At 67.7% G+C, this 24,155-nt stretch carries 21 protein-coding genes; 12 read left to right on the top strand and 9 right to left on the bottom strand.

Annotated elements, in window-relative coordinates; all coding sequences use genetic code 11:
- The first annotated feature begins 1 nt into the window (after position 1).
- The 3 genes from AXYL_RS19180 to AXYL_RS19170 are packed head-to-tail and all read left to right on the top strand — an operon-like array spanning position 2 to position 2,415.
- On the top strand, positions 2–424 hold the full coding sequence (locus AXYL_RS19180; RefSeq protein ID WP_013394507.1) for a MaoC family dehydratase: 423 nt from the start codon (positions 2–4) through the stop codon (positions 422–424).
- Positions 425–458: 34 nt separating this feature from the next.
- Complete coding sequence (locus tag AXYL_RS19175; RefSeq protein ID WP_013394506.1) at positions 459–1,289, top strand: SDR family NAD(P)-dependent oxidoreductase; 831 nt, start codon at positions 459–461, stop codon at positions 1,287–1,289.
- Positions 1,290–1,317: 28 nt separating this feature from the next.
- The gene (locus AXYL_RS19170) at positions 1,318–2,415 is read left to right on the top strand and encodes a CaiB/BaiF CoA transferase family protein (RefSeq protein ID WP_013394505.1); all 1,098 of its coding nucleotides are present in this window, start codon (positions 1,318–1,320) and stop codon (positions 2,413–2,415) included.
- Between the two features lie 14 nt (positions 2,416–2,429).
- Here the strand turns inward: AXYL_RS19170 and AXYL_RS19165 are convergent, their stop codons facing one another.
- From AXYL_RS19165 to AXYL_RS19145, 5 genes are all read right to left on the bottom strand, one after another.
- Entirely contained in the window at positions 2,430–3,803 is a 1,374-nt protein-coding gene (locus AXYL_RS19165; protein WP_013394504.1) for a four-carbon acid sugar kinase family protein, read from the bottom strand.
- Entirely contained in the window at positions 3,800–5,077 is a 1,278-nt protein-coding gene (locus AXYL_RS19160) for a ribulose-bisphosphate carboxylase large subunit family protein (RefSeq protein WP_013394503.1), read from the bottom strand. The genes AXYL_RS19165 and AXYL_RS19160 overlap by 4 nt, the downstream gene beginning before the upstream one ends.
- A 21-nt stretch (positions 5,078–5,098) precedes the next feature.
- Positions 5,099–5,638: a VOC family protein gene (locus AXYL_RS19155; protein ID WP_013394502.1), complete on the bottom strand. Its 540-nt coding sequence runs from the start codon at positions 5,636–5,638 to the stop codon at positions 5,099–5,101.
- Between the two features lie 68 nt (positions 5,639–5,706).
- Positions 5,707–7,587 (bottom strand): TRAP transporter large permease subunit, encoded by a 1,881-nt coding sequence (locus AXYL_RS19150; protein ID WP_013394501.1) that lies wholly within the window; start codon positions 7,585–7,587, stop codon positions 5,707–5,709.
- 9 nt (positions 7,588–7,596) lie between these two features.
- Entirely contained in the window at positions 7,597–8,616 is a 1,020-nt protein-coding gene (locus tag AXYL_RS19145; protein ID WP_013394500.1) for a TRAP transporter substrate-binding protein, read from the bottom strand.
- A gap of 112 nt (positions 8,617–8,728) precedes the next feature.
- On the opposite strand from AXYL_RS19145, the gene AXYL_RS19140 reads away from it, so the two are divergent.
- The 7 genes from AXYL_RS19140 to AXYL_RS19110 all read left to right on the top strand — a co-directional run bounded on the left by AXYL_RS19140 (position 8,729) and on the right by AXYL_RS19110 (position 14,899).
- Positions 8,729–9,790 carry a LacI family DNA-binding transcriptional regulator gene (locus AXYL_RS19140; protein ID WP_013394499.1) on the top strand — a complete coding sequence of 354 codons (1,062 nt, stop codon included), beginning with the start codon at positions 8,729–8,731 and terminating at the stop codon, positions 9,788–9,790.
- Positions 9,791–9,904: 114 nt separating this feature from the next.
- The gene (locus AXYL_RS19135; protein ID WP_013394498.1) at positions 9,905–10,804 is read left to right on the top strand and encodes a LysR family transcriptional regulator; all 900 of its coding nucleotides are present in this window, start codon (positions 9,905–9,907) and stop codon (positions 10,802–10,804) included.
- 22 nt (positions 10,805–10,826) lie between these two features.
- Entirely contained in the window at positions 10,827–11,735 is a 909-nt protein-coding gene (locus tag AXYL_RS19130) for a transporter substrate-binding domain-containing protein (RefSeq protein WP_013394497.1), read from the top strand.
- A gap of 81 nt (positions 11,736–11,816) precedes the next feature.
- Positions 11,817–12,572, top strand: coding sequence for an amino acid ABC transporter permease (locus AXYL_RS19125; RefSeq protein WP_013394496.1), 756 nt, complete (start codon positions 11,817–11,819; stop codon positions 12,570–12,572).
- Positions 12,569–13,252 (top strand): amino acid ABC transporter permease, encoded by a 684-nt coding sequence (locus tag AXYL_RS19120; protein WP_013394495.1) that lies wholly within the window; start codon positions 12,569–12,571, stop codon positions 13,250–13,252. Before AXYL_RS19125 ends, AXYL_RS19120 begins: the two co-directional genes overlap by 4 nt.
- Positions 13,253–13,285: 33 nt before the next feature.
- Complete coding sequence (locus tag AXYL_RS19115) at positions 13,286–14,014, top strand: amino acid ABC transporter ATP-binding protein (protein ID WP_013394494.1); 729 nt, start codon at positions 13,286–13,288, stop codon at positions 14,012–14,014.
- Positions 14,015–14,038: 24 nt separating this feature from the next.
- A complete protein-coding gene (locus AXYL_RS19110) occupies positions 14,039–14,899 on the top strand; it encodes a D-amino acid aminotransferase (RefSeq protein ID WP_013394493.1) in 861 nt (286 codons plus the stop codon).
- A 219-nt stretch (positions 14,900–15,118) separates the two neighbouring features.
- On the opposite strand, the gene AXYL_RS19105 is transcribed toward AXYL_RS19110, so the two are convergent.
- Positions 15,119–15,967 carry a class I SAM-dependent methyltransferase gene (locus AXYL_RS19105; protein WP_013394492.1) on the bottom strand — a complete coding sequence of 283 codons (849 nt, stop codon included), beginning with the start codon at positions 15,965–15,967 and terminating at the stop codon, positions 15,119–15,121.
- Positions 15,968–16,092: 125 nt separating this feature from the next.
- On the opposite strand from AXYL_RS19105, the gene AXYL_RS19100 reads away from it, so the two are divergent.
- The gene (locus AXYL_RS19100) at positions 16,093–18,153 is read left to right on the top strand and encodes a transcriptional regulator (protein WP_013394491.1); all 2,061 of its coding nucleotides are present in this window, start codon (positions 16,093–16,095) and stop codon (positions 18,151–18,153) included.
- A 17-nt stretch (positions 18,154–18,170) separates the two neighbouring features.
- On the opposite strand, the gene nirD is transcribed toward AXYL_RS19100, so the two are convergent.
- The 3 genes from nirD to AXYL_RS19085 form a co-directional block, all read right to left on the bottom strand.
- Entirely contained in the window at positions 18,171–18,521 is a 351-nt protein-coding gene (gene nirD, locus AXYL_RS19095; RefSeq protein ID WP_013394490.1) for a nitrite reductase small subunit NirD, read from the bottom strand.
- Positions 18,521–21,070, bottom strand: a complete 2,550-nt coding sequence (nirB, locus tag AXYL_RS19090; RefSeq protein WP_013394489.1) for a nitrite reductase large subunit NirB — start codon at positions 21,068–21,070, stop codon at positions 18,521–18,523. The genes nirD and nirB overlap by 1 nt, the downstream gene beginning before the upstream one ends.
- Positions 21,071–21,398: 328 nt before the next feature.
- Complete coding sequence (locus AXYL_RS19085; RefSeq protein WP_013394488.1) at positions 21,399–22,286, bottom strand: LysR family transcriptional regulator; 888 nt, start codon at positions 22,284–22,286, stop codon at positions 21,399–21,401.
- Between the two features lie 223 nt (positions 22,287–22,509).
- Here AXYL_RS19085 and AXYL_RS19080 point away from each other — a divergent pair, with 223 nt between their 5' ends.
- The gene (locus tag AXYL_RS19080; RefSeq protein WP_013394487.1) at positions 22,510–24,114 is read left to right on the top strand and encodes a GMC family oxidoreductase; all 1,605 of its coding nucleotides are present in this window, start codon (positions 22,510–22,512) and stop codon (positions 24,112–24,114) included.
- Positions 24,115–24,155: the final 41 nt, after the last annotated feature.

Raw genomic sequence — 24,155 nt, 5'->3', positions numbered from 1 at the left:
AATGCGCGAAATCCCTGGCTATGACACCGTGTGCGTGGGCGACATCCTGCCGCCGCTGCAGTTGCCTGCCGTCACCCGGACCACGCTGGCGTTGTACTGCGGCGCGTCGGGCGATCACAACCCGATACACGTCGATATTGATTTTGCCCGGCGCTCGGGCATGCCCGACGTGTTCGCTCACGGCATGCTGTCGGCCGCCTATCTCGGGCGGTTGTTGACCGGTTGGGCGCCGCAGGCGGCGCTGCGCGGCATGGCGATGCGCTTCACCGGCATCACCCATCTGGGAAATGCGCCGCTATGCACTGGCGAGATCATTGAAAAGTCCGAGGCCGGCGGCGAACGCCGCATCAAGGTGGCGATCCGCTGCAGCAATCAATATGGGCAGGACAAGCTGCTGGGCACGGCGGTGCTGGCCTTGCCCTGACCGACAGGCAATACCAACGCTATCTGGAGAAGACATGAGCAAACTCAGCGGCAAATCCGCCATCGTCACGGGCGCCGGCCGCGGCATCGGCCGCGAAGTGGCCCTCAAGCTGGCGTCGGAAGGCGCCAGCGTGGTGGTCAACGACCTGGATGCCGATCCCACTCATGAAGTGGTCGAGATGATCCGCGCGCGCGGCGGCATCGCCCAGCCATGCGTGGGCAGCGTCACGGCCACCGACTTCGCCGAACGCCTGGTCGGCACCGCCGTCGAGCATTTTCATGGCATAGACATCATGATCAACAACGCCGGCTACACCTGGGACAACGTTATCCAGAAGATGACCGACGAGCAGTGGTACGCGATTCTGGATTGCCACCTGACGGCGCCGTTCCGCATCCTGCGGGCGGCTTACCCCGTGATCTCCGCGGCCGCCAAGGCCGAGGCGGCGGAAGGCCGCGAGGTATTCCGCAAAGTGGTCAATATTTCTTCGATCGCCGCAGGGGGCAATGTGGGGCAGTCCAACTACTCGGCTGCCAAGTCTGGCATTCTGGGATTGACCAAGACCCTGGCGCGCGAATGGGGCCGGCTCAAGGTCAACGTCAACGCGGTGGCGTTCGGGCATATTGAAACTCGCTTGACCGTTCCACTGACCGGGGCGGAAAGCAAGACGGTGCATATCGAAGGCCGCGAGATCAAGGTCGGGATAGGCGAGGCCCTGATGGAACAATCGAAGAAGTCCATCCCGCTGGGCCGCCCCGGCACGGCGGCCGAAGCCGCAGGCGCCGTCTACCTGTTCTGCCAGCCGGAGTCCGACTACGTAAGCGGGCAGGTGCTGGTGTGCGGCGGCGGCATGGGCAGCGTTTGAGGCGGGTTCACGGATCCAGGAGGCAATCATGTTGTCAGGCATCAGAGTCGTCGAAATCTGCGGACTGGGGCCGGGCCCGTTCTGCGCCATGCACCTGGCCGACCTGGGCGCGGACGTAATTGCGGTCGAGCGAGCCGATCCGGTGCGGCGGGCGGACGAACGGCAGGTCATCAACCGCGGCAAGCGCACGGTCGCCCTGGACCTCAAGTCGGCGCAAGGCCGGGATACGGTGCTCAAGCTTGCAGAACAGGCCGATGTCCTGATCGAAGGGATGCGCCCTGGCGTAATGGAACGGCTGGGCCTGGGGCCGGACCCGTTGCACACGCGCAATCCGCGGCTGGTGTATGGCCGCATGACCGGTTGGGGCCAGACCGGCCCGCTGGCGCAGGCCGCGGGCCACGACAACAACTACATCGCCCTGTCGGGGGCGCTTTATTACACGGGAACACGGGGCGAAGCGCCGATTTCCCCGATCACGGCCCTCGGAGACATCGGCGGCGGCGCGCTTTATCTGGCCATCGGAATCCTGGCGGGGGTCATGAAAGCCCGCGAGACCGGCTTGGGCACGGTGGTCGATGCCGCCATCGTCGACGGTTCGGCGCATCTGCTTTCATTGATGCTGGCGACGAAGGCAAAAGGCTTGGTCACGGGCCGTCGGGGCGAGAACGTGCATGACAGCTCGCACTTTTTTTCCAGCTATTGCTGCAAGGACGGCGAGTACATCACATTGGGCGCGCTCGAACCGCAGTTCTACGCCTTGCTGCTGCGCAAGCTGGAACTCGATCCGGTCGACTTTCCGCAATGGGAGCGGCAGCGTTGGCCGGCCTTGCGGGGCAAGTTCGCCGCGATCTTTGTCGAGCGCACGCGTGCGGAATGGTGCGCGTTGCTGGAGGGAACCGACGTCTGCTTTGGCGCGGTGTTCAGCCCGGAAGAGGCCGCACGCCACCCGCATATGCAGGCGCGCGGCGTGTATTTCGAGCGGGATGGACGCCTGGAGGCGCGTGCGGCGCCGCGTTTCGATGGAGTGGCCCTGCCGGCTGGCGAGGTGCCGACGTCTGGCCAGCACACGGCGGAGGTGCTCGCCGCGCTGGAGCGAGGCGCGGGCGAGGTCTGGCTTCCGAGGTGAAGATCGGTCTGCGTTCAGCGCTGCCCCAGCGCCAGCTCGTCGAACAGCAGATCGCCGCCCATCTGCCCGCCCTTGAGCATCAGTTCGATGCCGTCGGTCACTGGGTCGTCGCTGCGCGTCAGGCTGACGGTGACACCGGGCGCCAGCACGCAGCGGAACGCCAGGCCCCACAGGCCCAGGGCCAGGGTGGCTTGGCTGGAGGTGTCGCCTCCGGCAATGCCGATGCGCGACAGGCGCGTGCCGGCTTGCGCGCTGGCGCGCACGATGTCCGCCACCAGTTTGCCGGTGGCGCGCGCGGTGGCGGCGGTCTGATGCGCGCCGAGCGCCTGCGCCGGCCTGTCGGTGTGCGCCAGCACGTTGCGCCCCTGGGCCAGCATGGCCGCGGCTTGCCGGACCTGTTCCGCCGCGTAGGCGGGATCCCGCTGCAGCCGTTCCGCTTGCAGCGGCTGGCGCTGGTACTGCCGGCAAGCGTCGATCTGTTTGGCGGTGACGGGCGACAGGCTGCCGGCCACCACCAGCACGGGGCCGCTGGCGGCCTGCAGCGGCGCGGCCGTGGCGTTTGCGCCGCCTGCCGGGGTGGCGCGGGCCAGCGCTTGCTGCACGCTGCTGGGACCCACGGCCAGCAAGGGCAGGCAGGACGCCGCGCGCCAGATCAGGCGGCCGATGACGGCCAGTTGTTCCTCGTCGACCAGGTCCAGCAGCAGCGGCCCGTCGGTGGTCTCGATGACCTGGTCTATCCAGTCGTCCAGCAGCGGCGCGTCGGCTGCCCGCCGCAGGCGCGGGTAGGCCGTGTGCGGCAAGGAGCGGATGTCCGGCAGGCCTTGCGCCGCCAGGTGCAGGCGCAGGTCGGCCTCGTGCATCGGGGTGACGGGATGCGCGCGCATGACCGGATGGCGGTCGATGCGGTGGATCTCGGGCGCGGAGCCCGCGCGCGCGAACAACTGGGCGAAGCTGCAATAGCGGCCGATGCTGGGCTGTCCGCCGACGATGGGCACCAGCGGGTTGGGCATGTGGCGGCGCAGTTCAAGCACCGCGGCGCCGATGCTGCCCACCTGCGGCGCGCTGTCGAAGGTGGAGCAGCACTTGTAATGCAGCACGCGCACGCCCGCGCCCGCCATGTAGCGGCCCACGGCGCGCAGCTCGGCCTGCATTTCCGTCGGCGCCATGCCGCGCGCCGCGCCGGCGATGCCGATGGCGTCCAGCGGGCCGGCGCGGCGCAGCTGTTCCTGGGTCGGCACGCCCAGGAACAGCAGGCTGCGCAGGCCGGCGCGGGCGGTTTCCGCCAGCGTGTCGGTGGCGCCGGTGAAGTCGTCGCCGTACCAGCCCAGCCGCGGCCGCGTTTCCTGCCGCGGTTCCAGCGGCGTGTCTGTGTGCGCGGTTGCGCTCATGCGCGGTGGCCGAAGCATTCGATGGCGCGCCGCAGTTCGGGCGCATTGCGGGCATAGTCTTCCAGGCGCTCGCCGTCGCGCATGGCCTGCCAGGCCTGGCGGATGCTGAGCACGCCCGCGGCGGGGCCGTCGGGGTGGGCGAGGATGCCGCCGCCGGACATGAACAGCAGGTCGTCGCTGCGCACCGCCGCCCAGGTGGCGGGCACGGTGCCGGCCCATTGGCCGGAAGAAAACGCGGGCATGACGGGGTCATCGATGCCCAGGGTCAGCGAGGCCAGGCAGTCGCGCGCGGATTCGACCACCTCGGCGTCTTCCTGGGAAAATTTGCCTTGCAGGCCGTGCACGTGCATATGGTCCACGCCGGCCAGCCGCCACAGCGTTTGGTAGGCCTGGAAGCCCAGGCCCAGCAAGGGGTGGCGCGACAGCGCGCCGTAGCCGTTGCGGTGGCCGTGCAGCGCCAGCGGGGTGCTGCGGCGCAGGGTCTGGATGGCCGAGTAGCCGCAATGGTTCAGGCTGGCCATGACGCAGGTGCCGCCTTCGCGTTCGATCAGGTCGGCGTGGCGGCGCATGGCGTCGGTCTCGTCGCTGATGTTGAAGGCCACCATGACCTGCCGTCCGGTACGTTCGCGGTGCGCGCGCACCACCGCCATGACGGCGGCGACGCGCTGCGCCAGCGGCGCGTGGGCGGGGTTGGCGCAGACTTCGTCGTCCTTGATGAAGTCCACGCCCGCGGCGCACAGTTGCGCTGCCAGATGCGCGGTCTGTTCGGGCGACAGGCCGACGTTGGGCTTGATGATGGTGCCTACGAGCGGACCGTGCGCCACGCCAGTCAGTTGCCGCGTGCCGGCGATGCCCACGCGCGGCACGTCGAACTGGGCGCGGTAATTGGCCGGCAACTCCATGCTTTCCAGGCGCAGCCCGGTGACTTCGCCCAGATCGTACAGATTGCCGCCTACGGTGGCGGCCAGCGTCGGCAGACTAGCGCCGACGTTGGCGACGGGAAAGGCGATGCGCACCCGGGCGCGCCGGTAGAGGCCCGGCATGCCGCCGGGCTGCCGCGCCAGCCAGGCGTTGGGCAGGCTGGGCGCGGCAGCGGATTCCAGCGTTTCGATCGATTCGATGCGCGCGCGGGCGCGGGCGCGGAGCTCGTCGGTTTCGCCCTGCACCCGCGTGAAGGTGCCGCAGGATTGCTCGCCGGCCATGACTTCCGCGACCTTTGCGGGGTCCAGCGGGGTTTCGATCAGATAGGTGGCGGTAAACGATTGGGAATTCATGGCGGCGGTGGCAGAAAAAGGTCAGATCCGGTTCAGGTCGGGGAAGGGGCGCACGGGATCCTTGCCGTCCCAGTCGCGGGCGCTGTCGCGGATCAGGTCGAACAGGCGGCCCTTGGGGCCGGCGACTTCGGACAGCTCGATCACGGTGCCGGGGTGGTACTCGGTGTCGAAGTAGATGAAGCGGCCTTTCTCGCCGACTTCGCCGCTCATCTTGGGCTTGAAGCCCTGGGCCAGCAGGCGCTCCAGGTCGGCGTCGTAGCTTTCGGTCCAGTAGGCCACGTGCTGCAGCCCGGTGCGGCCGGCCTGCAGGAAGTCGCGGTACATGGAGGGCACGTCGTTGCGGGTCTGGATCAGCTCGACCTGCACGAAGCCGGAGTTGGCCAGCGCCACCGAGTTGTGCGGTTGGTGGCTAGCGCCGTCGTATTGATAGTTCACGATGGGCACGCGCGGGTTGTAGTACCAGGGGCCGACGCCCAGCGTGGCGCTCCAGTAGTCCATGGCGGCTTCGATGTCGTGCACCACATAACCGAGTTGGCGGATTTCGCCCAGGAAACGACTCATGATGGATTCTTTGCGGGAAGAGGTTTGAGGATGTCGGGAGGACGCGGCCCGGACCCGGGCCGCAGGCCTCACAGGAAACCGATGGAGAACCAGGGGAAGGCGGCGACGATGACCAGGCCCACCAGCAGCGCGGCGATGTAGCCCCAGATCGGGCCGATGCCTTCGTTGGGATCGACGCGGCTGATGGCGCAGGCGCCGTAGTAGCCCACGCCGAAGGGCGGCGCGAACAGGCCGATGCCCATGGCGAAGATCACCACCATGGCGTAGTGCACCTCGTGCACGCCGGCCTGCGCCGCGATCGGGAACAGCAGCGGGCCGAACAGCACGATGGCGGGTATGCCTTCTAGCACGCTGCCCAGGATGATGAAGGCGACGATGGACACGGCCAGGAAACCGTAGCTGCCGCCGGGCATGCCGGCCATCAGCTTGGCCAGGTCGCCCGAGAAGCCGGACTGCGTCAGCGCCCAGGCCATGGCGGTGGCGCAGCCCACGATCAGCATGATGGCGCCCGACAGCGAGGCGGTCTCGATCAGCATGGGCTTGAGCCGGGCCCAGTCGAAGCGCCGGTAGATCAGCAGGCCGACCACGGCCGAATACACGATGCCGATGGTCGAGACCTCGGTGGCGGTGGCCACGCCTTCGACCACCGCGGCGCGGATCACGAAGGGCAGGGCCACGGCGGGCAGGGCGATGACGAAGAAGCGTCCGATCTCGCGGGCGCTGAAGCGCTGCGCCAGGCTCAGGTCTTCCTTGCGGTAGCGCCACCACACCACCGAGCACAGCGCCAGGCCCAGCACCACGGCCGGCAGCAGCCCGCCCGTGAAGAGCGCGGCGATGGACACGCCCGTGACCGAGCCGATAGTGATGAGCACGATGGACGGTGGAATGGTTTCGGTCTGCGCACCAGTGGCCGATAGCAAGGCCACCAGATCGCCCGGCTTGGCGCCGCGCTTCTGCATTTCCGGGAACAGCACGGGCGCAATGGCCGCCATGTCGGCGATCTTGGACCCCGATATGCCGGACACCAGGTACATGGCGCCGATCAGCACATAGGACAGCCCGCCGCGCACGTGTCCCAGCAGGCTGGCCAGGAACTGGATCATGGCGCGCGCCATGCCGGTCATCTCGATCAACGAGCCGAGGAAGATGAAGAGCGGCACCGCCAGCAGCATCAGGTGCGACATGCCTTCGTCCAGCCGGCCGACCATCACCACCATCGGGGTGTTGGTGGTCAAGGCCAGGTAGGAGAATGTGGCCAGGGCGAACGAGAACGCGATGGGCACGCCCGAGAACACCGTGGCGGCCACGATGCCCACGAAGAAGATCAGCAGGTTCAGCTTGCCCAATGTGGAAAACAGCGGCTGCGCCAGCCAGAACAGCGCGACCACCGCGGCCGCCCCGGCCAGCGCCGCCAGCATCTGCGGCGCGGTTTGCGTGCGCAAGAGCCGCAGCAGGGCCACCACCGCCATCAGCCCCATGCCCACCGGAATCGCGGCGGCGCGCCAGGCGTTGCTCAGTTCCAGCGCGGGCGTGACGATGAAGTGTTCTTCATGCGCGTATTCCACGGCGGGCGCCAGGATCAGCGCCAGGAAGGCCAGCGACGCGGCCAGCGCCAGCGTTTCCAGCTGGGCGCGGCGCGCCGGGCTGACGTTGTTAACCAAGGCTGTCATCCGCATGTGCTCGCCGCGCCGCAGGGCGACCACCGCGCCCAGCATCGACAGCCACAGGAACAGGATGGAGGCGAGTTCGTCGGACCAGACCAGCGGGCTGTGGAAGGCGTAGCGCGCCACCACGCCCGCGAACAGCACGGCGATCTCGACCAGCACGAGGGCCGCCGCCACGTGTTCGACCACGCTGCCCAGCAGCGCGTCGAAGGCCCCGGCGGCACGGCGCAGGGGATGGGCCGGCAGCGCTTGCGGCGCGGGGTGGGGTGCGGACAAGGAGGACATGGCGCGTCCTCAGACCAGCTTGCCGACGGCCTGCTCCAGCAGGGTCCAGGCCTCGTTGCCGAAGCGGCCCTGCCATTCCTTGTAGAAGCCGGCGGTACGCAATTGTTCGCGGAAGCTGTCGGCGGACGGCTGGTTGAACAGCAGACCCTTGCCTTCCAGATCCGATTGCACCGAGGCATTGAGCTTCTTGATGTCTTCGCGCTGGGCCAGGCCGGCCTCGTTGATGCCGCGCGCCACGATGGCCTTCAGATCCTGCGGCAGGCCTTCCCACATGCGGCCGTTGGCGATGAACCAGTAGCCGTCCCAGATGTGGTTGGTGAGCGAGCAGTACTTCTGCACTTCATACAGCTTGGCCACCTGGATGATGGGCAGGGGATTTTCCTGGGCGTCCACCACCTTGGTCTGCAGCGAGGAATACACCTCGCTGAACTGCAGGCTGGCGGGCGCGGCGCCCAGGCCCTTGAACATGGAGATCGGCAGCGAGCTGACCGGCACCCGGATCTTCAGGCCGTCCATGTCGGCGGCGGACTTGACCGGCGCCTTGCTGCTGGTGGTCTGGCGAAAGCCGTTGTCCCACATCTTCTCGAAGGCGTAGAGGCGGCGCTGCGCGATGGCGGCGCGCACGTGGGCGCCGAGCGCGCCGTCCATGGCGCTCCAGACCTGGTTGTAGTCCTTGAAGGCGAAGCCCACGGCGTTGATGGCCGCGACCGGCACCAGGGTGGCGATGACCAGGGCGGACGGGGTGAAGAAATCGATGCCGCCCGAGCGCACCTGGGCCAGCATGTCGGTGTCGCCGCCCAACTGGTTGTTCGGGAAGATCTTGATGTCCACGCGGCCGTTGCTTTCCTTGAGGATGCGTTCGGCGGCTTCCTGGGCGCGGATATTCAGCGGGTGCGTGACCGGCAGGTTGTTGCCGTACTTGAGCGTGTAGTCGGCCGCGCGGGCGATCAGCGGGAAGCCCGAGCTCAGGGCGACGGCGGGAACCGCGCAAAGGCGGCGCAGGGCACTGCGGCGTGTCAGCAGCTTCATGGTTGTCTCCATAATTCTGGTTATGATGTTTTTTGATGTGCCACAACAGCGCCAGTACCATGCGGCAGAATGGACAATAGTGAATCAGCGCTATCATCGTCAAACCTGATTGATGATGGATTTTGATGTGAATCGAACGCCTCCCGAACGCAAGCTGGCGCGCCTGGCCGATGTGGCGGAGCGCGCCGGAGTGTCCACCGCCACGGCCGACCGGGTCCTGAATCGCCGGCCCGGCGTGCGCGCCAGCACCGCCCAGAAAGTCTTCAAGGCGGCCATCGAACTGGACTATCTGCCGGAACAGGAGGTGCTTGCGGCCGCCGCGCCCGAGCCCCTGCGGCTGGTGTTCCTGCTGCCGCGCGGCAGCAACCGCTACCTGCGCATGCTGGGCGACACCGTCAGCTACGCCCAGGAGCACTTCGCGCCGCTCAACGCCAAGTGCCAGGTCGAGTATGTGGAAAGCTTCAATCCCGATGCGCTCGCGCAGGCGCTGGCCAGGCACGGCAAGCGCGCCGACGGCATCGCGTTCATGGCGCTGGAGCATCCCGCCGTGCGCGAGGCCGTCAACCTGCTGGCGCAGCAGGGCGTGCCGGCGGTGACGCTGATCTCCGACCTGGCCAACAGCGCCCGCGTGGCCTACGTGGGCCTGGACAACCGCGCGGCCGGACGCACCGCGGGCTACCTGATTGCCCGTTTCATCGGCTCGCGCGCGGCGCATGTGGCGCTGATCGCCGGATCGCGTCACTACCGCGCCCATGAAGAGCGCGAAGGCGGCTTCCTGCAGCTATACGCGGAACAGTTCCAGGCCATGCAGGTGGTGGATCTGCGCGAGGGCTATGACGATGCGCAGCGCAACTACGAGCAGGCCCGCCAGTTGCTGGAGCAGTACCCGCAGCTGGCCGGCATCTACAACATCGGTGGCGCATCCGACGGCGTGGCGCGCGCGTTGAAGGAAGCCGGCTTGCAGCACCGCGTTGTCTTCATCGGCCACGGCCTCACGCCCGACACCCGCGCGCTGCTGATAGACGGCACCATGGACGCAGTCATCACGCAAAGCCCGATGGAAGCGCTGATGAGCTGCGTGCGCATCTTCTGCAACCTGCGCGACAAGCGCAGTCCGATGAACGGGGTGGAACTGGCGCGCAGCCAGGTGATCTTCCGCGAAAACCTGCCGTAGACGGGCAGGTCCGGAGTAACCCTGACTGCGGGGGCGTTATGCAAACTATGCATAAGGCCCCCGGACGTGGTCCCTATACTGCCTCGCATTCAATCTGACGGCGCGGCGGTTGTTATGGATCTACGTTGGTTCCAGGATTTTCTGACCCTGGCGGAATGCGGGCAGTTCACCACGGCCGCCGAATTGCGGCATGTCTCGCAATCGGCGTTCAGCCGGCGCATCCAGTCCCTGGAAACCTGGGCTGGCGCGGCGCTGATCGACCGGGGCTGTTTCCCCTTGCGTCTGACCGCGGCGGGCGAGCAATTCCGATCCAATGCCGCCGAGATCGTGCGCAAGGTGGTGGATGCGCGCGGCGAGGCCGGCGTCACCGGCCATGACGGCGCAGTTCTCAGAGTCGCCATGCCGCATTGCCTGGCGACCTCGCACTTTCCGGGTTGGTGCGTCCGTTGGAAGGACGAGAGCGGCGTCGAGTCGCTGCGGCTGCATGTAGGCAATGTGCACGACTCGGTCGAGTGGTTGGCCGCGGGCGTGGTCGACCTGCTGGTGTGCTTCCGCCACGCCGCCGAAGACATACAACTGGACCCGCAGGCTTATATGCGGACCGGCATGGAGCCGGACTTCTTGCGCCTGTTCCGCCCCGCCGCCATGCCGGTGGACGAGACCGCGCTGTACGCCGTGGATTCCCCGGCGCGCTATCCCTATGTGTCGCATGCCCAGGGCGCCTACTTCCGGCGGCTGGTCGACCTGTCTTGCGGCGACCTGCTGCAGCGCCCCGTCCTGCAACGCGTCTGCGAAACCGATTTCGTGGATGGCGCGCGCACGCTGGTCAGCGCCGGCGTCGGGCTGGCATGGCTGCCCGAATCCAGCGCCCGGGTGTCGGTGGACGCCGGAGAGATCGTCGCGATCAAGGACCGCCGCTGCGCGATCCCGATGCAGATCTGCATGTATGCCCGCCGCCAGGGGCCGGCCCAGGAGCCCGTGGAACGCGTATTCAACCTCTATACCAAGCGCTGACATAAACCCTAAGGAGAAAAGCATGGCACTTCGCATCAAGGCATCGGTCGCGGCGTTGGCGATCTTTATGGCGGGCGCCGCATCGGCCCAGCAACTGGACGGCACGCTGAAGAAGGTCGCCGACACCGGCACCATCACCATCGGCCATCGCGAGACCTCGATCCCGTTTTCCTACTATGACGGCAACCAGAAGCCCGTGGGCTACTCGATCGACATCTGCGAGCGCATCGTCCGCGCGGTGCAGACCCGGCTCAAGCGCAGCGATATCCAGGTGAAGTACCTGCCGGTCACCTCCGCGACGCGCATTCCCCTGATGGGCAACGGCACCATCGACCTGGAATGCGCCTCGACCTCCAACACCCTGGACCGCCAGCAGCAGGTGGCGTTCTCGGTCACCACCTTCGTGACAGGCAACCGCTTTCTCAGCCAGAAGTCTTCCAAGTTGCGCACCGTCGACGACCTGAAGGGCAAGGTCGTGGCCTCGACCTCCGGCACTGCGAACATTCGCCAGATCAATGAACTGAACGAAACGCGCGGACTGGGCATGCGTATCGTGCCGGTGAAGGAGCATGCCGAAGGCTTCCTGATGGTGGAGACCGGCCGCGCCGCCGCCTTCGTCATGGACGATATCCTGCTGTACGGCCTGATCGCCAACGCCAAGCAGCCCGACCGCTACGAAGTCTCCGACGCGTCCCTGTCGATCGAGCCCTACGCCATCATGCTGCGCCGTGACGACCCGCAGTTCAAGGCGCTGGTGGATGACGCCATCAAGGCCCTCTACGCCAGCGGCGAGTTCCAGGCGCTGTACGACCGCTGGTACCGCAGCCCGCTGCCGCCCAAGGGCATCAACCTGAACGTGGCCATGAGCGAGGCGCTCAAGCGCGTGGTCGCCACGCCCACCGATTCGGGCGATCCCGCCGCCTACCGCTAGGCCCAGGCTTAGCCGCAATACGCCGATGCGCGGCCCCGGCGAGGGGCCGGGACCGCGCGCGGCCAGATCATCGAGAAAAGCATGGCATATCAATGGAACTGGGGCGTGTTGTTCGCCCCGTCGCCCGACGGCGGGCAGACGTATCTGCAAACCCTGCTGGACGGGCTGAGCGTGACCGTGAAAACGGCGGCGCTGGCGTGGCTGATCGCGCTGGCGCTGGGCCTGGCGGTCGGCGTGGCGCGCACGCTGCCGTCCCGTGGGGTGCGCGCGGCGGCAGCCGTTTATGTGGAAGTGTTCAGGAACATCCCGCTGATCGTGCAGATGTTCCTGTGGTACTTCGTCTTGCCGGAGCTGCTGCCGACGGCGGCCGGCGACTGGATCAAGCAATTGCCCGACGCGTCCTTCTATACGGCGGCGCTGGCTATCGGCATGTACATGTCGGCGCGCATCGGGGAACAACTGCGCGCCGGAATCGAGGCCTTGCCGCAGGGCCAACGCAACGCGGGCCTGGCGCTGGGCCTGACCTTGCCGCAGCTGTACCGGCACGTGCTCTTGCCCAACGCATTGCGCACGGTCCTGCCGACCATGACGTCGGACTGCCTGAACACCATCAAGAACACCTCGGTGGCGCTGACCATCGGGCTGGCGGAACTGACTGCCCAGGCCCATGCGATGCAGGAATTCTCGTTCCAGGTGTTCGAGGCCTTTCTGACCGCCACCATGGCCTACCTGGCGCTCAATCTCATCGTCATCGTGGTGATGCGCGCGCTGGAATACAAGCTGCGGATTCCGGGCCGGGCCGTTGGCGGGCGCATGGCGAAAGGGAGCCGGGCATGACCGATTTCGATCTGCAATCGATTATTGACGCCTTGCCGTACCTGATCCTGTCCGGCTTGCGCTTCACCCTGCTGCTGACCTTGACGTCGACCGTGGGCGGCGTGCTGCTGGGCACCTTGCTGGCCGTTGCCCGGCTTTATGGCGGACGCCTGGCGGCGTGGCCCGCGACGGTATATGTGAACCTGTTCCGTTCCTTGCCGCTGGTGCTGGTGATCTTCCTGATCTATTTCATCCTGCCCTATGCCTTGCAAGCGATCACGGGATCCGAGCGGCCCATCGTGCTGGGCGCCATGGGGTCGGCCTTCATTACCTTCATTCTGTTCGAGGCCGCGTACTTTTCGGAAATCATCCGGGCGGGGGTAGGCAGCGTCGGGCCCGGCCAGTATGCCGCGGGCAGCGCCCTGGGCCTGCGACACGGCCAGGTGCTGCGCAAGGTGATCCTGCCGCAGGCGTTTCGCAACATGCTGCCGGTGCTGCTGACCCAGGTGATCGTCATCTTCCAGGAAACCGCGCTGGTCTATGTCCTGTCGCTCACGGATTTCCTGGGGGCGGCGACCAAGATCGCGCAGCGCGACAACCGGCTGGTCGAGATGTACATGCTGGTGGCGCTGGTGTTCTTCGTGATCTCGTTCACCGCCTCGCGCGGCGTGCGGGCGCTGCGCGCCCGGATCGGCGCCTGAGCGCCCGGGCGTTTCCATTCGGAGTCTACATTCATGATCGAAATTCAACAGGTCGGCAAGCGCTACGGCGACTTGCCGGTACTCAAGCAGTGCTCGCTGCGCGTGCAGCGCGGCGAAGTGGTGGTGGTCTGCGGGCCGTCCGGGTCGGGCAAGTCGACGCTGATCAAATGCGTGAACCGGCTGGAACCGTTCGATGCGGGCCGCATCGTGGTCGACGGCACCGACGTCGGCGCGCCGGGCACGGACCTGCCGAAGCTGCGCGCCCGCGTCGGCATGGTGTTCCAGCACTTCGAGTTGTTTCCCCATCTGACGGTGCGGGAGAACGTCTGCCTGGGACAGGTCAGCGTGCTGGGCCGCAGCCGTGCGCAGGCGATGGAGAAGGCCGCCGCGCTGCTGGAACGGGTCGGCGTGGCGGCGCACGGCGACAAGCATCCGGGGCAGCTTTCAGGCGGCCAGCAGCAGCGGGTCGCGATTGCGCGGGCGCTGGCCATGGACCCGGTGGTGATGCTGTTCGACGAGCCGACCTCGGCGCTCGACCCGGAAATGATCGGCGAAGTGCTGGATGTGATGACGGGGCTGGCGCGCGACGGCATGACCATGATGGTCGTCACGCACGAGATGGGATTCGCGCGCCGCGTGGCCGACCGCGTCGTGTTCATGGAGTCCGGAGAGATTGTCGACGACGCCAGTGCCGAGGCATTCTTCGGCAACGCCGCCTCGGCGCGCTCGCGCGCTTTCCTGTCCCGCATCATCAGCCACTGATTTCTCTCACCTTCATAAGCTTCCATGTCCTCCATTTTTCATATCAACGGCAATCTCGTTCCGGCCGAACAGGCCGTCATTCCGGCGCTGGACCGGGGTTTTCTATTTGGCGACGGCGTCTACGAAGTGATCGCGGTGATCGACGGCCTGCTGCTGGAGTTTGAGCGGCATGCCGCCCGCCTGGCGCGCAGCCTGACCGAGGTCGGCATCCGCAATCCGCTGCCGCGCGACACGCTGCTGGAGCGTTGCCGCGAACTGGTGCGGCGCAACGGCCTGCGCGAAGGCTCTGTCTATGTGCAGGTCACGCGCGGCGCGGACAGCAAGCGCGATTTCGCCTTTCCGGCTGAGGTCGAGCCCACCGTGATGATGTACGTCAGCGAGAAGTCCTTGCGGGTGAATCCGCTGGCTGAATCTGGCGTGCGAGTGGCAAGCGTGCCGGACATGCGCTGGCAGCGGCGCGACATCAAGAGCGTGTCGCTGATCGCCCAGGTGCTGGCCAAGCAGGCCGCGCAGGCATCGGGCGCGTTCGAGGCTCTGATGGTCGACCCCGACGGCGTGGTGACGGAAGGAGCGTCGTCGAGCGCGCTGCTGGTCGACGCGCAGGGGCGGATCGTGGTGCGGCCCTTGTCGCGCGAGATACTGCCGGGCTGCACCCGCGCCGCCGTGCTGGCGCTGGCCGCCAAACGCGGGGTGGCCGTGGAGGAGCGCAAGTTCACGCTGGACGAGTGCCGGCGGGCGACGGAACTGGTGTTGACGTCCGCCTTGCACTTCGTGCTGCCGGTGATCGAGCTGGACGGCCAGCCCGTCGGCACGGGACGGCCGGGACCGGTATGCCGGGAGCTGCGGCAACTCTATATGGAGTACGTGCTGGCGTCCGCGCTATAGCGCTGCGCGAGCCGCGGCGGGCGTATGATTCCCGATAAGGGCTCGCACCCCGTCCGGCAATGGCCGGCACGCCATTGCCTCCTTCATCGCAGGGTTGCTCAACCTCGGTCACCCGGGCCTATCGTCGGGTGACCGTGAAGGCGTTGCGCCATGGATCATTTCCTGTCCGCTGTCCGCGTGGATGGCCCGGACCGCGCCAAGGCTGGCATCAAGACCCGGTCACCGGCGCGTCACCACGATCTCCAGGTATTCGCTGGGTACGACCATCGCGCTATCGCCAGAGCGGTTGTACCGGTCTATCTGCACCATGAGATCGTTGGTCAGCGCGGACTGCGCCGCAGGTTCCAGCGCGCCAAAGGCCTTGAGCAGCGGACCATAGTAGGTCTTGAAGACCTGCAGCCAGTGCTCCGGCGAACGGTAACGGAACACGAAGTGGCGGGGTTCGGCCTGGATCGAGGACGCATGCGGGCCGAACATTTCATCGATTCGCGCCCGCGTGCCCCACAGCGCGGGCGATTTGATCCCGGCGGGCGGCGGCAGATGCTTGCCGATGGTCTTGAAGACCTGGCCGATGAAGCCGTCAGGCGTCCAATTGGCCAGGCCGATCTTGCCGCCGGAGCGGCACACGCGGACCATTTCGGCTGCCGCCTGGTCCTGGTCGGGGGTGAACATCACGCCGAAGGTCGAGACCACCGCGTCGAATCTCCCATCCTGGAAGGGCAGGGCTTCGGCATCGGCCTCCTGGAACTCGATCTGCAAGTGTTCGGCGGCGGCGCGTTCGCGGGCGCGTCCCAGCAGCGCCGGCACGTAGTCGGTCGAGACGACATCGCACCAGCGGCGCGCGGCGGCCAGCGAGGCATTGCCGTTGCCGGCGGCCACATCGAGCACCTTCTGTCCGGCGCGGACGTCCAGCGATTCGCACAGCTGTTCTCCTACGATCTGCAACGTGGTGCCGACAACGGCATAGTCCCCGGAAGCCCAGGTGCCCTGCTGGCGTGTCTTCAAGGCGGCCAGGTCGGGCTGCGCGGTGTCGCGCACGGGGCTGGTGGCGAGGGAGGAAATGGACATGGTCTGTCTCCGTTAAAGCGCTGTGTATGCGGCAGCGGGCGAAGCCGGCCTGCCGGGGAATCGCAACCGGCGCCGCGCAGGCTTGCGCGCACCGTGCTTCCCGAGGTCCAAGTTAAGAGCCGGCCATGGAGGCGGGCGTGGTAGCCGGCGTGGAATCGGCCGAGGGTTCGGCGGACCGCGATCCGCGGGCTGGTTCCGTCCCCGGCGCGGCTCTCCAGTTGCGGCTGCTCGGAGCCATGGCGATCAGCCGGGCGGGCGCAGCGGTGGCGCTGCCGCCATCGCGCAAGCTGCGCGGTCTCATCGCCTACCTCGCGCTGGCTCCGCATCCCGTGCAGCGCGCGCATCTCTGCGAGTTGTTATGGGACGTGCCGAACGATCCGCGCGGCGAGCTGCGCTGGTGTCTCAGCAAGGCCAGAACCCTGCTGGACGATCCAGGCCGCCGCCGGGTCGAGACGGCGCAGGACACGGTGAGGCTGGACCTGGCCGACTGCCAGGTGGACGCCATCGAGATCGGCAGCGCGATGCAGCAGGGCATCGCCCGGCTGGACATCGAGCGGCTGCGCGCGCTGGCCGGTCTGTTTGCGGGCGATTTTCTCGAAGGGCTGGAGATCGATCGCAATCCCTTTTTCAACAACTGGCTGACCGCGCAGCGCCGGCGCTTGAGGGCCTGCCATGCGGCAGTCCTGGAGCATCTGGCGTCCGCTCTGCCCGCAGGGTCCGGCGAGGTCTTCGCCTGCCTGGACAAGTGGCTGCAGCTTGCTCCGTTCGATCGGCGCGCCCACGAGCTGCTGCTGGATCTGCTGGCGCAGCGCGGCCAGTGGCGTGAAGGCGAGGAGCATCTGGCCGCGGCCATGCGGGCCTTCGAAGCGGATGGCCTGGACGGGCGGCCCCTGCGCGACGCATGGCGGGAACTCAGGGGGCGAGCCAGCCAGACGCCACGGCCGGACGCGGCCCGGAGGGAGGAAGCCGAGAACCCGTCCGTGGGCGCCAGCGACCGCGCAGGCCGCGCTTCGATCGCGGTGATGCCGTTTGTGGACCGGTCGGCGCAGGCCGGCGTGCGGGGAGGCGTGGCGGACGGCCTGGCCTATGACATCATCACCCGGCTGGCCAAGCTGCGCAGTCTGTTCGTCATCGCCCAAGGCACGGTTTTTGCGCTGGACCAGCGCAATGTGGGGCCGGACGAGGCTGGCCGTACGCTCAATGTGGACTATGTCGTCAGCGGTGCGCTGCAACGGCGCGAAAAGCGCATAAGCGTGGCCGTGGAACTCGTGGAATCGCGAACCGCCCGCATCGTGTGGGCGGACGTCTTCGACCGCGAGCTGGATGACGCATTCCTGGCCCTGGACGAGATCGGCAACCGGATCGTGGCCGCCGTGGACATCGAGATCGAATCCGCCGAGCGCAACCGGGCCATTCTGAGGCCGCCGAACTCCCTGGACGCCTGGCAGGCGCATCATCGCGGCCTGTGGCACATGTACCGCTTCAACCGGGCCGACAACGCGCAGGCGCGGCATTTCTTCGAGATGGCCTTGCGCCTCGATCCGACGTTTTCACGGGCCTACGCGGGCCTGTCGTTCACCCACTGGCAGGACGCGTTCCAGCGGTGGGGCGAGCAGGCGCCGGCCATCGACCTGGCCTTCGAAGCCGCCGGGCAGGGCCTGATCGCCGATGACCGCGATCCGGCGGCGCACTGGGCCATGGGCCGGGCGCTATGGCTGCGCGGCGGCCAGGACCAGTCGCTGGCGGAGTTGAGGCGCGCCGTGGACCTGAGCCCGAACTTCGCCCTGGCGCACTACACCCTGGGCTTCGTCAACTGCCAGTCCGGCGACGCCGAGGCCGCGATAGGCTCGTCCGACCATTCGCGCGACCTGAGCCCCTACGACCTGCTGCTGTTCGGCATGCTGGCCGTGCGCGCGCTGGCGCTGGTCCGCCTGGGCCGGTTCGAGGAGGCCGCCGACTGGGCCCTGAAGGCCGCGGCGCGTCCCAATGCCCATGTGCACATCCTGGCGATCGCGGCCTGCTGTCTTGCGATAGCCGGCAAGGGCGATGAAACGTCCGGCCTGCTGGCCGCGATCCGCAAGACGCATCCCTCGTACCGCGTGGACGATTTCCTGGCGGCCTTCCGCCTGGCCGGCGACGCCGAGGCTTTGTTCCGGCAAGGCGCCAGCCGCATCGGGCTGGGCTGATCCAGAGGCGGCGCGCCTCAGGCGATCTCCACCGCATCGCCGTTCAAGCGCGCCTGCCAGGTCCGCAGCCGCTGTTCCGGGTACTGCACGCAAACGCCGTCCTCCAGCCGGAAGTGTTGCTTGTAGAGCGGCGAGGCCACCACGAGTTCGCCGCCGACGTGGCCGACCAGGCCGCGGCCGATGACGTTGGCGCCGGATCGGGGGTCGCGGTTTTCCAGGGCGTAGACGCCGCCGCCGGCGGGCTGCGGCACGTAGAACAGGGCGATCTGGGCGCCATCCACCAGCGCCACCACGCCGGAGTTGGGCACCAGGTCCTGGCGGCGGCACACCGGTAGCCAGTCTTGGGGTTCGCGGATCAGGGCGTCCATCAGGCAATCTCCTCGGCGATGGGGATGACGCGCGCGGGAGCGGGCCGGGGCTGGCCGCGTTCCTGCACGAACTGGATGTCGGGATCGGCGCCGCGATCATTGACGAAGGTGCGGAAGCGCTTGAGCTTTTCCGGGTCGTTCAGCGCGTTGGCCCACTCGCATTCGTAGCGGTCCACCACCAGCTGCATCTGCGCTTCCAGCTCGGCGCACAAGCCCAGGCTGTCCTCCAACACCACCTGCTTCAGGTAGTCCAGGCCGCCCTCCAGCGATTCGCGCCAGACCGAGGTGCGCTGCAGCTTGTCGGCGGTGCGGATGTAGAACATCAGCAGGCGGTCTATGGTGCGGATGAGGGCGGCGTCGTCCAGGTCGGTGGCGAACAGTTCCGCGTGGCGCGGGCGCATGCCGCCGTTGCCGCAGACGTAGAGGTTCCAGCCGTTCTCGGTGGCGATGACGCCTATGTCCTTGCTTTGCGCCTCGGCGCATTCGCGGGTGCAGCCGGATACGGCGAATTTCAATTTGTGGGGCGAGCGCAGGCCCTTGTAGCGGTGCTCGATGTCCAGCGCCATCTTGACGCTGTCCTGCACGCCGTAGCGGCACCAGGTGCTGCCTACGCAGGACTTCACCGTGCGGGTGGACTTGCCGTAGGCGTGGCCGGTCTCGAAGCCGGCGGCGATCAGTTCCGCCCAGATGTCCGGCAGCTCATGTAGTTGCGCGCCGAACAGGTCGATGCGCTGGCCTCCCGTGATCTTGGTGTACAGCTGGTACTTCTTGGCCACGGCGCCGATGGCGATCAGGCCGTCGGGCGTGATCTCGCCGGCGGGGATGCGCGGCACCACCGAGTAGGTGCCGTTCTTCTGCATGTTCGCCATGAAGGTGTCGTTGGTGTCTTGCAGCGGCACCAGCTGCGGGTCCTGGATCGGGCGGTTCCAGCACGAGGCCAGGATGGAGCCCACGGCGGGCTTGCAGATGTCGCAACCCTGCTGGCCGCGCCCGTGGCTGGCCAGGAGCTCTTCGAAGGATTCGATGCCGTTGACCCGCACGATGGCGTACAGCTCCTGGCGGGTGTGCGGGAAGTGTTCGCACAGGCTCTTGTCGACCGCCACGCCGCGGCAGGCCAGTTCGTGTTCGACCACCTGCTTGAGCAGGCTGGCGCAGCCGCCACAGCCGGAGGCCGCCTTGGTGCAGGCCTTGACCGCAGCGAGGTCCGCGCAGCCGCCGTCGATCGCGGCGCTGACCGCGCCCTTGCTTACGTTGTGGCAGGAACAGAGGGTGGCGCCGGCCGGCAGCGCGTCCACGCCCAGCAGCGGCGCGCCCTGGCCCTGCGGCAGGATCAGGCTGGCCGGGTCCGCCGGCGGCGCGATGCCGTTCTGCACGTATTGCAGCAGCGTGTCGTAGTAGCTGTTGTCGCCCACCAGCACCGCGCCCAGCACGCGCTTGCCGTCGGCCGAGACCACCAGGCGGCGGTAGCCGGCGCCGGCTTCATCGATGTAGCGGTAGCTGCGCGAACCGGGCGTGGCGCCATGGGCGTCGCCGATCGAGCCCACGTCCACGCCCAGCAGCTTGAGCTTGGTCGACATGTCGGCGCCGCTGAACGCCTGCGCGGCGTCGTCGCAAAGCGCTGCCGCCACCGTGCGCGCCATCTGGTAGCCGGGTGCCACCAGCCCGAACACGCTGCCATTCCAAGCCGCGCATTCGCCGATGGCGTAGATGTGTTCGTCGCTGCTGCGGCAGTGGTCGTCGATGGCCACGCCGCCGCGTTCGGCCAGCGTCAGTCCGGCTTTGCGCGCCAGCGTTACTTGCGGCCGGATGCCCGCCGAGAACACGATCAGGTCGGTTTCCAGCGGCGCGCCCTCGGCAAAGCGCATGCGGTAGCGGTACTGCGTGCCGGGCTTGATGTCCTGCGTGGCGCGCGACAGGTGCACGCCCACGCCCAGCGCCTCGATGCGGGCCTTGAGGGCCGCGCCGCCTTGCTCGTCCAGCTGCACCGGCATCAGGCGCGGCGCGAACTCCACCACGTGCGCCTCCAGGTTCAGCGACTTCAGCGCGTGGGCGGCTTCCAGTCCCAGCAGGCCGCCGCCCACCACCACGCCGCGGCGCGCGCCGTGGGCGGCCTCGCGGATCAGGTCCAGGTCGTCGAGCGTGCGGTACACCAGGCGCGATGCGCCTTCCGCACCCACGATCGGCGGCACGAAGGGGTAGGAGCCCGTGGCCAGTATCAGTTTGTCGTAGGCGCTGCGGCCGTGTGCGGTCACGAGTTCGCGATGGCGCCGGTCTATCTCCAGTACGGGCGCGCCCAGGTGCAGGGTCACGCCTTCCTGTTCGTACAGCGCCGCATCGCCCAGCGCCATCGATTCCGCGTCGCGTCCGTTCAGATATTCGGACAGGTGCACGCGGTCGTAGGCGCGGCGGCTTTCCTCGCCGTAGACGTGGATGCGGTAGCGGGCAAGCGCGCCGCGGGCGATGAGTTGCTCGACGCAATGGTGGCCCACCATGCCGTTGCCGATGACAACGAGAGTCTGCAGAGAATCGGATGAGGCCGCTACGTTCATGGGATATCCCCGGGCTTGGGTATTCGGTTTCAGAAAACGCAAAGGCGCCCTGGACCTTGCGGTCGGGGCGCCATTGCCGTTGCTGCTCAAGTTGTCTCGCCGGCCTTGCGGCCCGCGCATGAACCATCAAGCAAAGTCCGTGCCAGGGATGCCGTAGCGCATCCGCGAGCGGGAGCCGTCCGCGGATTCATAGGGGAAACAGAGTGGGAGCGGGGCGGGCGGCGCGATCTGCCTGCGGACGCCCCAAGGCGCCGATGCGTCAAGGCGGTGCATATCCCTGTGCGGATCTGCACCCGTTTGGCGCAGCCGGGCGGACAGGGAAACGCCGCTACGCAAACGCTGTCTGGACAGCGGCAAAGGCGGCGGCGACCAGCGGATCGTCGCGGCGGGATGCCAGGGTGATGAAGGAGAGTTCGGCCTGGATGGCCAAGCCCTTGACCAGCACCAGCCCGCTGGCCTGGGACTCGCGCAGCGCGATGGAGTCTCGCGCCAGCGACAGGCCCACGCCGGAGCGCACCAGGTCCAGCATCGAAGCTTCCTGGTCCACCTCGGCCACGGCGTTGGGCGCAATGCCCAGCGCGTCGAATTTTTCCGACAGCAGCCGGTGATGGACCGAGTCCGGCGGCGTCCAGATCCAGGGCAGGGCGGCGATCGCGGCCCAGTCGCGGCCGGCCACCTGCGCGCCCCAACCCTTGGGAGCCACGACGAAATAGGTGAATGACGCGAGCGGCAGCGCCTGCAGTCCGGCGGGTCCGGGGTCCCGCCCTTGGGGGCCGAGCGCAAAGCCCACGTCCAGTTCGCCCGCGCGCACCTGTTTCGCCACCGATCCGGACATGCCATGGCGCAGGGTGGGGCGGATCTTGGGATAGCGCTCCACCAGGTATTGCAGCGTGGCGCCCAGGCGCAGGAACTCCGGATCAAGAATCGTGCCGATGCGCAGATCGCCCTGGACGGTGTCGCGCAAGGCGCCGATGGCGCGCTGGAAGTCGTCGAGCGCCTCCAGGATGCGTTGCGCCGAGGGCAGCAGGGCGCGGCCGTCGGCGTTGGGCGCCAGGCCCTGCGCCGTGCGCGAGAACAAGCTCAGGTCCAGCGATTCCTGGAAGTTCTTCAGCTGCAGGCTGAGCGCGGGCTGGGTCAGGTGCAGATGCTCGGCCGCGCGCGTCAGGTTGCCCTCGCGGGCCACGGCGGCAAAGGTGCGGATGTGCTTCAGGTCCATGGGGCGGTTCCCGGAGTGAGTGGCGAGCGGCAGGACTGAAAGCCGTCAAAAGGCTAGAGCATTATTTAAGTTTCTTATAAACCGTTTTTCAACAATTCATTGGACAGTTCCGCGTGGCTGCGCGAGAGTCACGCTAGTGCCCGGGGCGCGGAATGCGGTCGCAGCCGGGTCGGCTCAACGTCGCCGGCGGGCGCTCCGCCCGGCAAAAAGATAAGAAGAGCTTATGGAGACATACGACTACATCATCGTGGGCGCGGGTTCTGCCGGTTGCGTGCTGGCCAACCGCCTGAGCCGCGACCCCGCTGTGCAGGTGCTGCTGCTGGAGGCCGGCGGCAGCGACAACTACCACTGGATCCATATCCCGGTGGGTTATCTGCATTGCATCGGCAACCCCCGGACGGACTGGATGTACCGCACCGCGGCGGAACCGGGCCTGGGCGGCCGTTCGCTGATCTATCCGCGCGGCCGCGTGCTGGGCGGCAGCTCATCGATCAACGGCATGATCTACATGCGCGGCCAGCGCCAGGACTACGAGGACTGGGCCGAGTTGTCCGGCGATCCGGCCTGGGGCTGGGACCAGGTGCTGCCCGTGTTCAAGCGCAGCGAGGACTACCACCGCGGCGCGGACGAGTTCCATGGCGCCGGCGGCGAATGGCGCGTGGAATCGCAGCGCCTGCGTTGGGACATCCTGGAAGCCTTTGCCGGCGCGGCCGAGCAGGAGGGCATCCCGCGGGTGCAGGACTTCAATCGGGGCGACAACTTCGGCTGCGGCTACTTCGAAGTGAACCAGCGCGGCGGCTGGCGCTGGAATACCTCTAAGGCGTTCCTGCGCCCGGTGCGCAGGCGTGCGAACCTGCGGGTGATGACAGGCGCGCAGGCCGAGCAGCTGGTGTTCGAAGGCAAACGCTGCGTGGGCGTGCAGTTGCGCCAGGGCGGCCAGAGCGTCACCTTGCGCGCACGCCGCGAGGTGGTGCTGGCGGCGGGGGCCGTGAATACGCCGGTGTTGCTGGAGACCTCCGGCGTGGGGGAGCCGGCGCGCCTGCGCGAAAGCGGTATCGCACTGCGCCACGCCCTGCCGGGGGTGGGCGAGAACCTGCAGGATCACCTACAGCTGCGCGTCATCATCCAGGTGCAGGGCGTGAAGACGCTGAACCGCATCGCCTCCACCTGGTTGGGCAAGGCGGGCATTGGATTGGAGTACCTGCTTAAGCGCAGCGGCCCCATGAGCATGGCGCCGTCGCAGCTGGGCGCGTTCGCCAAGTCGGATCCGAAGCAGGCGCGCGCCAACGTGGAATTTCATGTGCAGCCGCTGTCGCTGGGCGCTTTCGGCGAACCCCTGCATGGCTTTGACGCTTTCACGGCCAGCGTGTGCAACTTGCGGCCTACCTCGCGCGGCAGCGTGCACGCGCAGGGGCCGCAAGGGAAGCCCGCCATTAGCCCCAACTATCTGAGCACCGAGGAAGACCTGCGCGTGGCGGCGGACTCGATCCGCCTGGTGCGGCGGATCGCGGCGGCGCCGGCCTTGCAGCGCTACCAGCCGCAGGAATGGCTGCCGGGGCCGGCGTTCCAGACCGATGCCGAACTGCGGGAAGCGGCCGGCAAGATCGGCACCACCATCTTCCATCCTGTGGGCACCTGCGCCATGGGGCGCGACGCGGATGGCGGGGCGGTGGTGGACGCGCGGTTGCGCGTCCACGGGCTGGAGGGCTTGCGCATCGCCGATGCTTCGGTGATGCCGCTGATTACCTCCGGCAATACCAACTCGCCGACCATCATGATCGCGGAGCGGGCGGCCGACATGATCCGCGAGGAGGCAGCAGGCCGTTGAATCGACGTACTGCATCCCGGAAAAAAAGCCGCTCATGCGGG

The sequence above is a fragment of the Achromobacter xylosoxidans A8 genome, from assembly GCF_000165835.1.
GTDB lineage: Bacteria > Pseudomonadota > Gammaproteobacteria > Burkholderiales > Burkholderiaceae_B > Achromobacter > Achromobacter xylosoxidans_B.
This window is presented reverse-complemented; position numbering and strand designations above follow the sequence as displayed.

What these genes read in the sequence shown, in the direction of transcription:
- AXYL_RS19180 (WP_013394507.1), top strand. Translation starts at nt 2, where the DNA reads ATGCGCGAAATCCCTGGCTATGACACCGTGTGCGTGGGCGACATCCTG.
- AXYL_RS19175 (WP_013394506.1), top strand. Translation starts at nt 459, where the DNA reads ATGAGCAAACTCAGCGGCAAATCCGCCATCGTCACGGGCGCCGGCCGC.
- AXYL_RS19170 (WP_013394505.1), top strand. Translation starts at nt 1,318, where the DNA reads ATGTTGTCAGGCATCAGAGTCGTCGAAATCTGCGGACTGGGGCCGGGC.
- AXYL_RS19165 (WP_013394504.1), bottom strand. Translation starts at nt 3,803, where the DNA reads ATGAGCGCAACCGCGCACACAGACACGCCGCTGGAACCGCGGCAGGAA.
- AXYL_RS19160 (WP_013394503.1), bottom strand. Translation starts at nt 5,077, where the DNA reads ATGAATTCCCAATCGTTTACCGCCACCTATCTGATCGAAACCCCGCTG.
- AXYL_RS19155 (WP_013394502.1), bottom strand. Translation starts at nt 5,638, where the DNA reads ATGAGTCGTTTCCTGGGCGAAATCCGCCAACTCGGTTATGTGGTGCAC.
- AXYL_RS19150 (WP_013394501.1), bottom strand. Translation starts at nt 7,587, where the DNA reads ATGTCCTCCTTGTCCGCACCCCACCCCGCGCCGCAAGCGCTGCCGGCC.
- AXYL_RS19145 (WP_013394500.1), bottom strand. Translation starts at nt 8,616, where the DNA reads ATGAAGCTGCTGACACGCCGCAGTGCCCTGCGCCGCCTTTGCGCGGTT.
- AXYL_RS19140 (WP_013394499.1), top strand. Translation starts at nt 8,729, where the DNA reads ATGATGGATTTTGATGTGAATCGAACGCCTCCCGAACGCAAGCTGGCG.
- AXYL_RS19135 (WP_013394498.1), top strand. Translation starts at nt 9,905, where the DNA reads ATGGATCTACGTTGGTTCCAGGATTTTCTGACCCTGGCGGAATGCGGG.
- AXYL_RS19130 (WP_013394497.1), top strand. Translation starts at nt 10,827, where the DNA reads ATGGCACTTCGCATCAAGGCATCGGTCGCGGCGTTGGCGATCTTTATG.
- AXYL_RS19125 (WP_013394496.1), top strand. Translation starts at nt 11,817, where the DNA reads ATGGCATATCAATGGAACTGGGGCGTGTTGTTCGCCCCGTCGCCCGAC.
- AXYL_RS19120 (WP_013394495.1), top strand. Translation starts at nt 12,569, where the DNA reads ATGACCGATTTCGATCTGCAATCGATTATTGACGCCTTGCCGTACCTG.
- AXYL_RS19115 (WP_013394494.1), top strand. Translation starts at nt 13,286, where the DNA reads ATGATCGAAATTCAACAGGTCGGCAAGCGCTACGGCGACTTGCCGGTA.
- AXYL_RS19110 (WP_013394493.1), top strand. Translation starts at nt 14,039, where the DNA reads ATGTCCTCCATTTTTCATATCAACGGCAATCTCGTTCCGGCCGAACAG.
- AXYL_RS19105 (WP_013394492.1), bottom strand. Translation starts at nt 15,967, where the DNA reads ATGTCCATTTCCTCCCTCGCCACCAGCCCCGTGCGCGACACCGCGCAG.
- AXYL_RS19100 (WP_013394491.1), top strand. Translation starts at nt 16,093, where the DNA reads ATGGAGGCGGGCGTGGTAGCCGGCGTGGAATCGGCCGAGGGTTCGGCG.
- nirD (WP_013394490.1), bottom strand. Translation starts at nt 18,521, where the DNA reads ATGGACGCCCTGATCCGCGAACCCCAAGACTGGCTACCGGTGTGCCGC.
- nirB (WP_013394489.1), bottom strand. Translation starts at nt 21,070, where the DNA reads ATGAACGTAGCGGCCTCATCCGATTCTCTGCAGACTCTCGTTGTCATC.
- AXYL_RS19085 (WP_013394488.1), bottom strand. Translation starts at nt 22,286, where the DNA reads ATGGACCTGAAGCACATCCGCACCTTTGCCGCCGTGGCCCGCGAGGGC.
- AXYL_RS19080 (WP_013394487.1), top strand. Translation starts at nt 22,510, where the DNA reads ATGGAGACATACGACTACATCATCGTGGGCGCGGGTTCTGCCGGTTGC.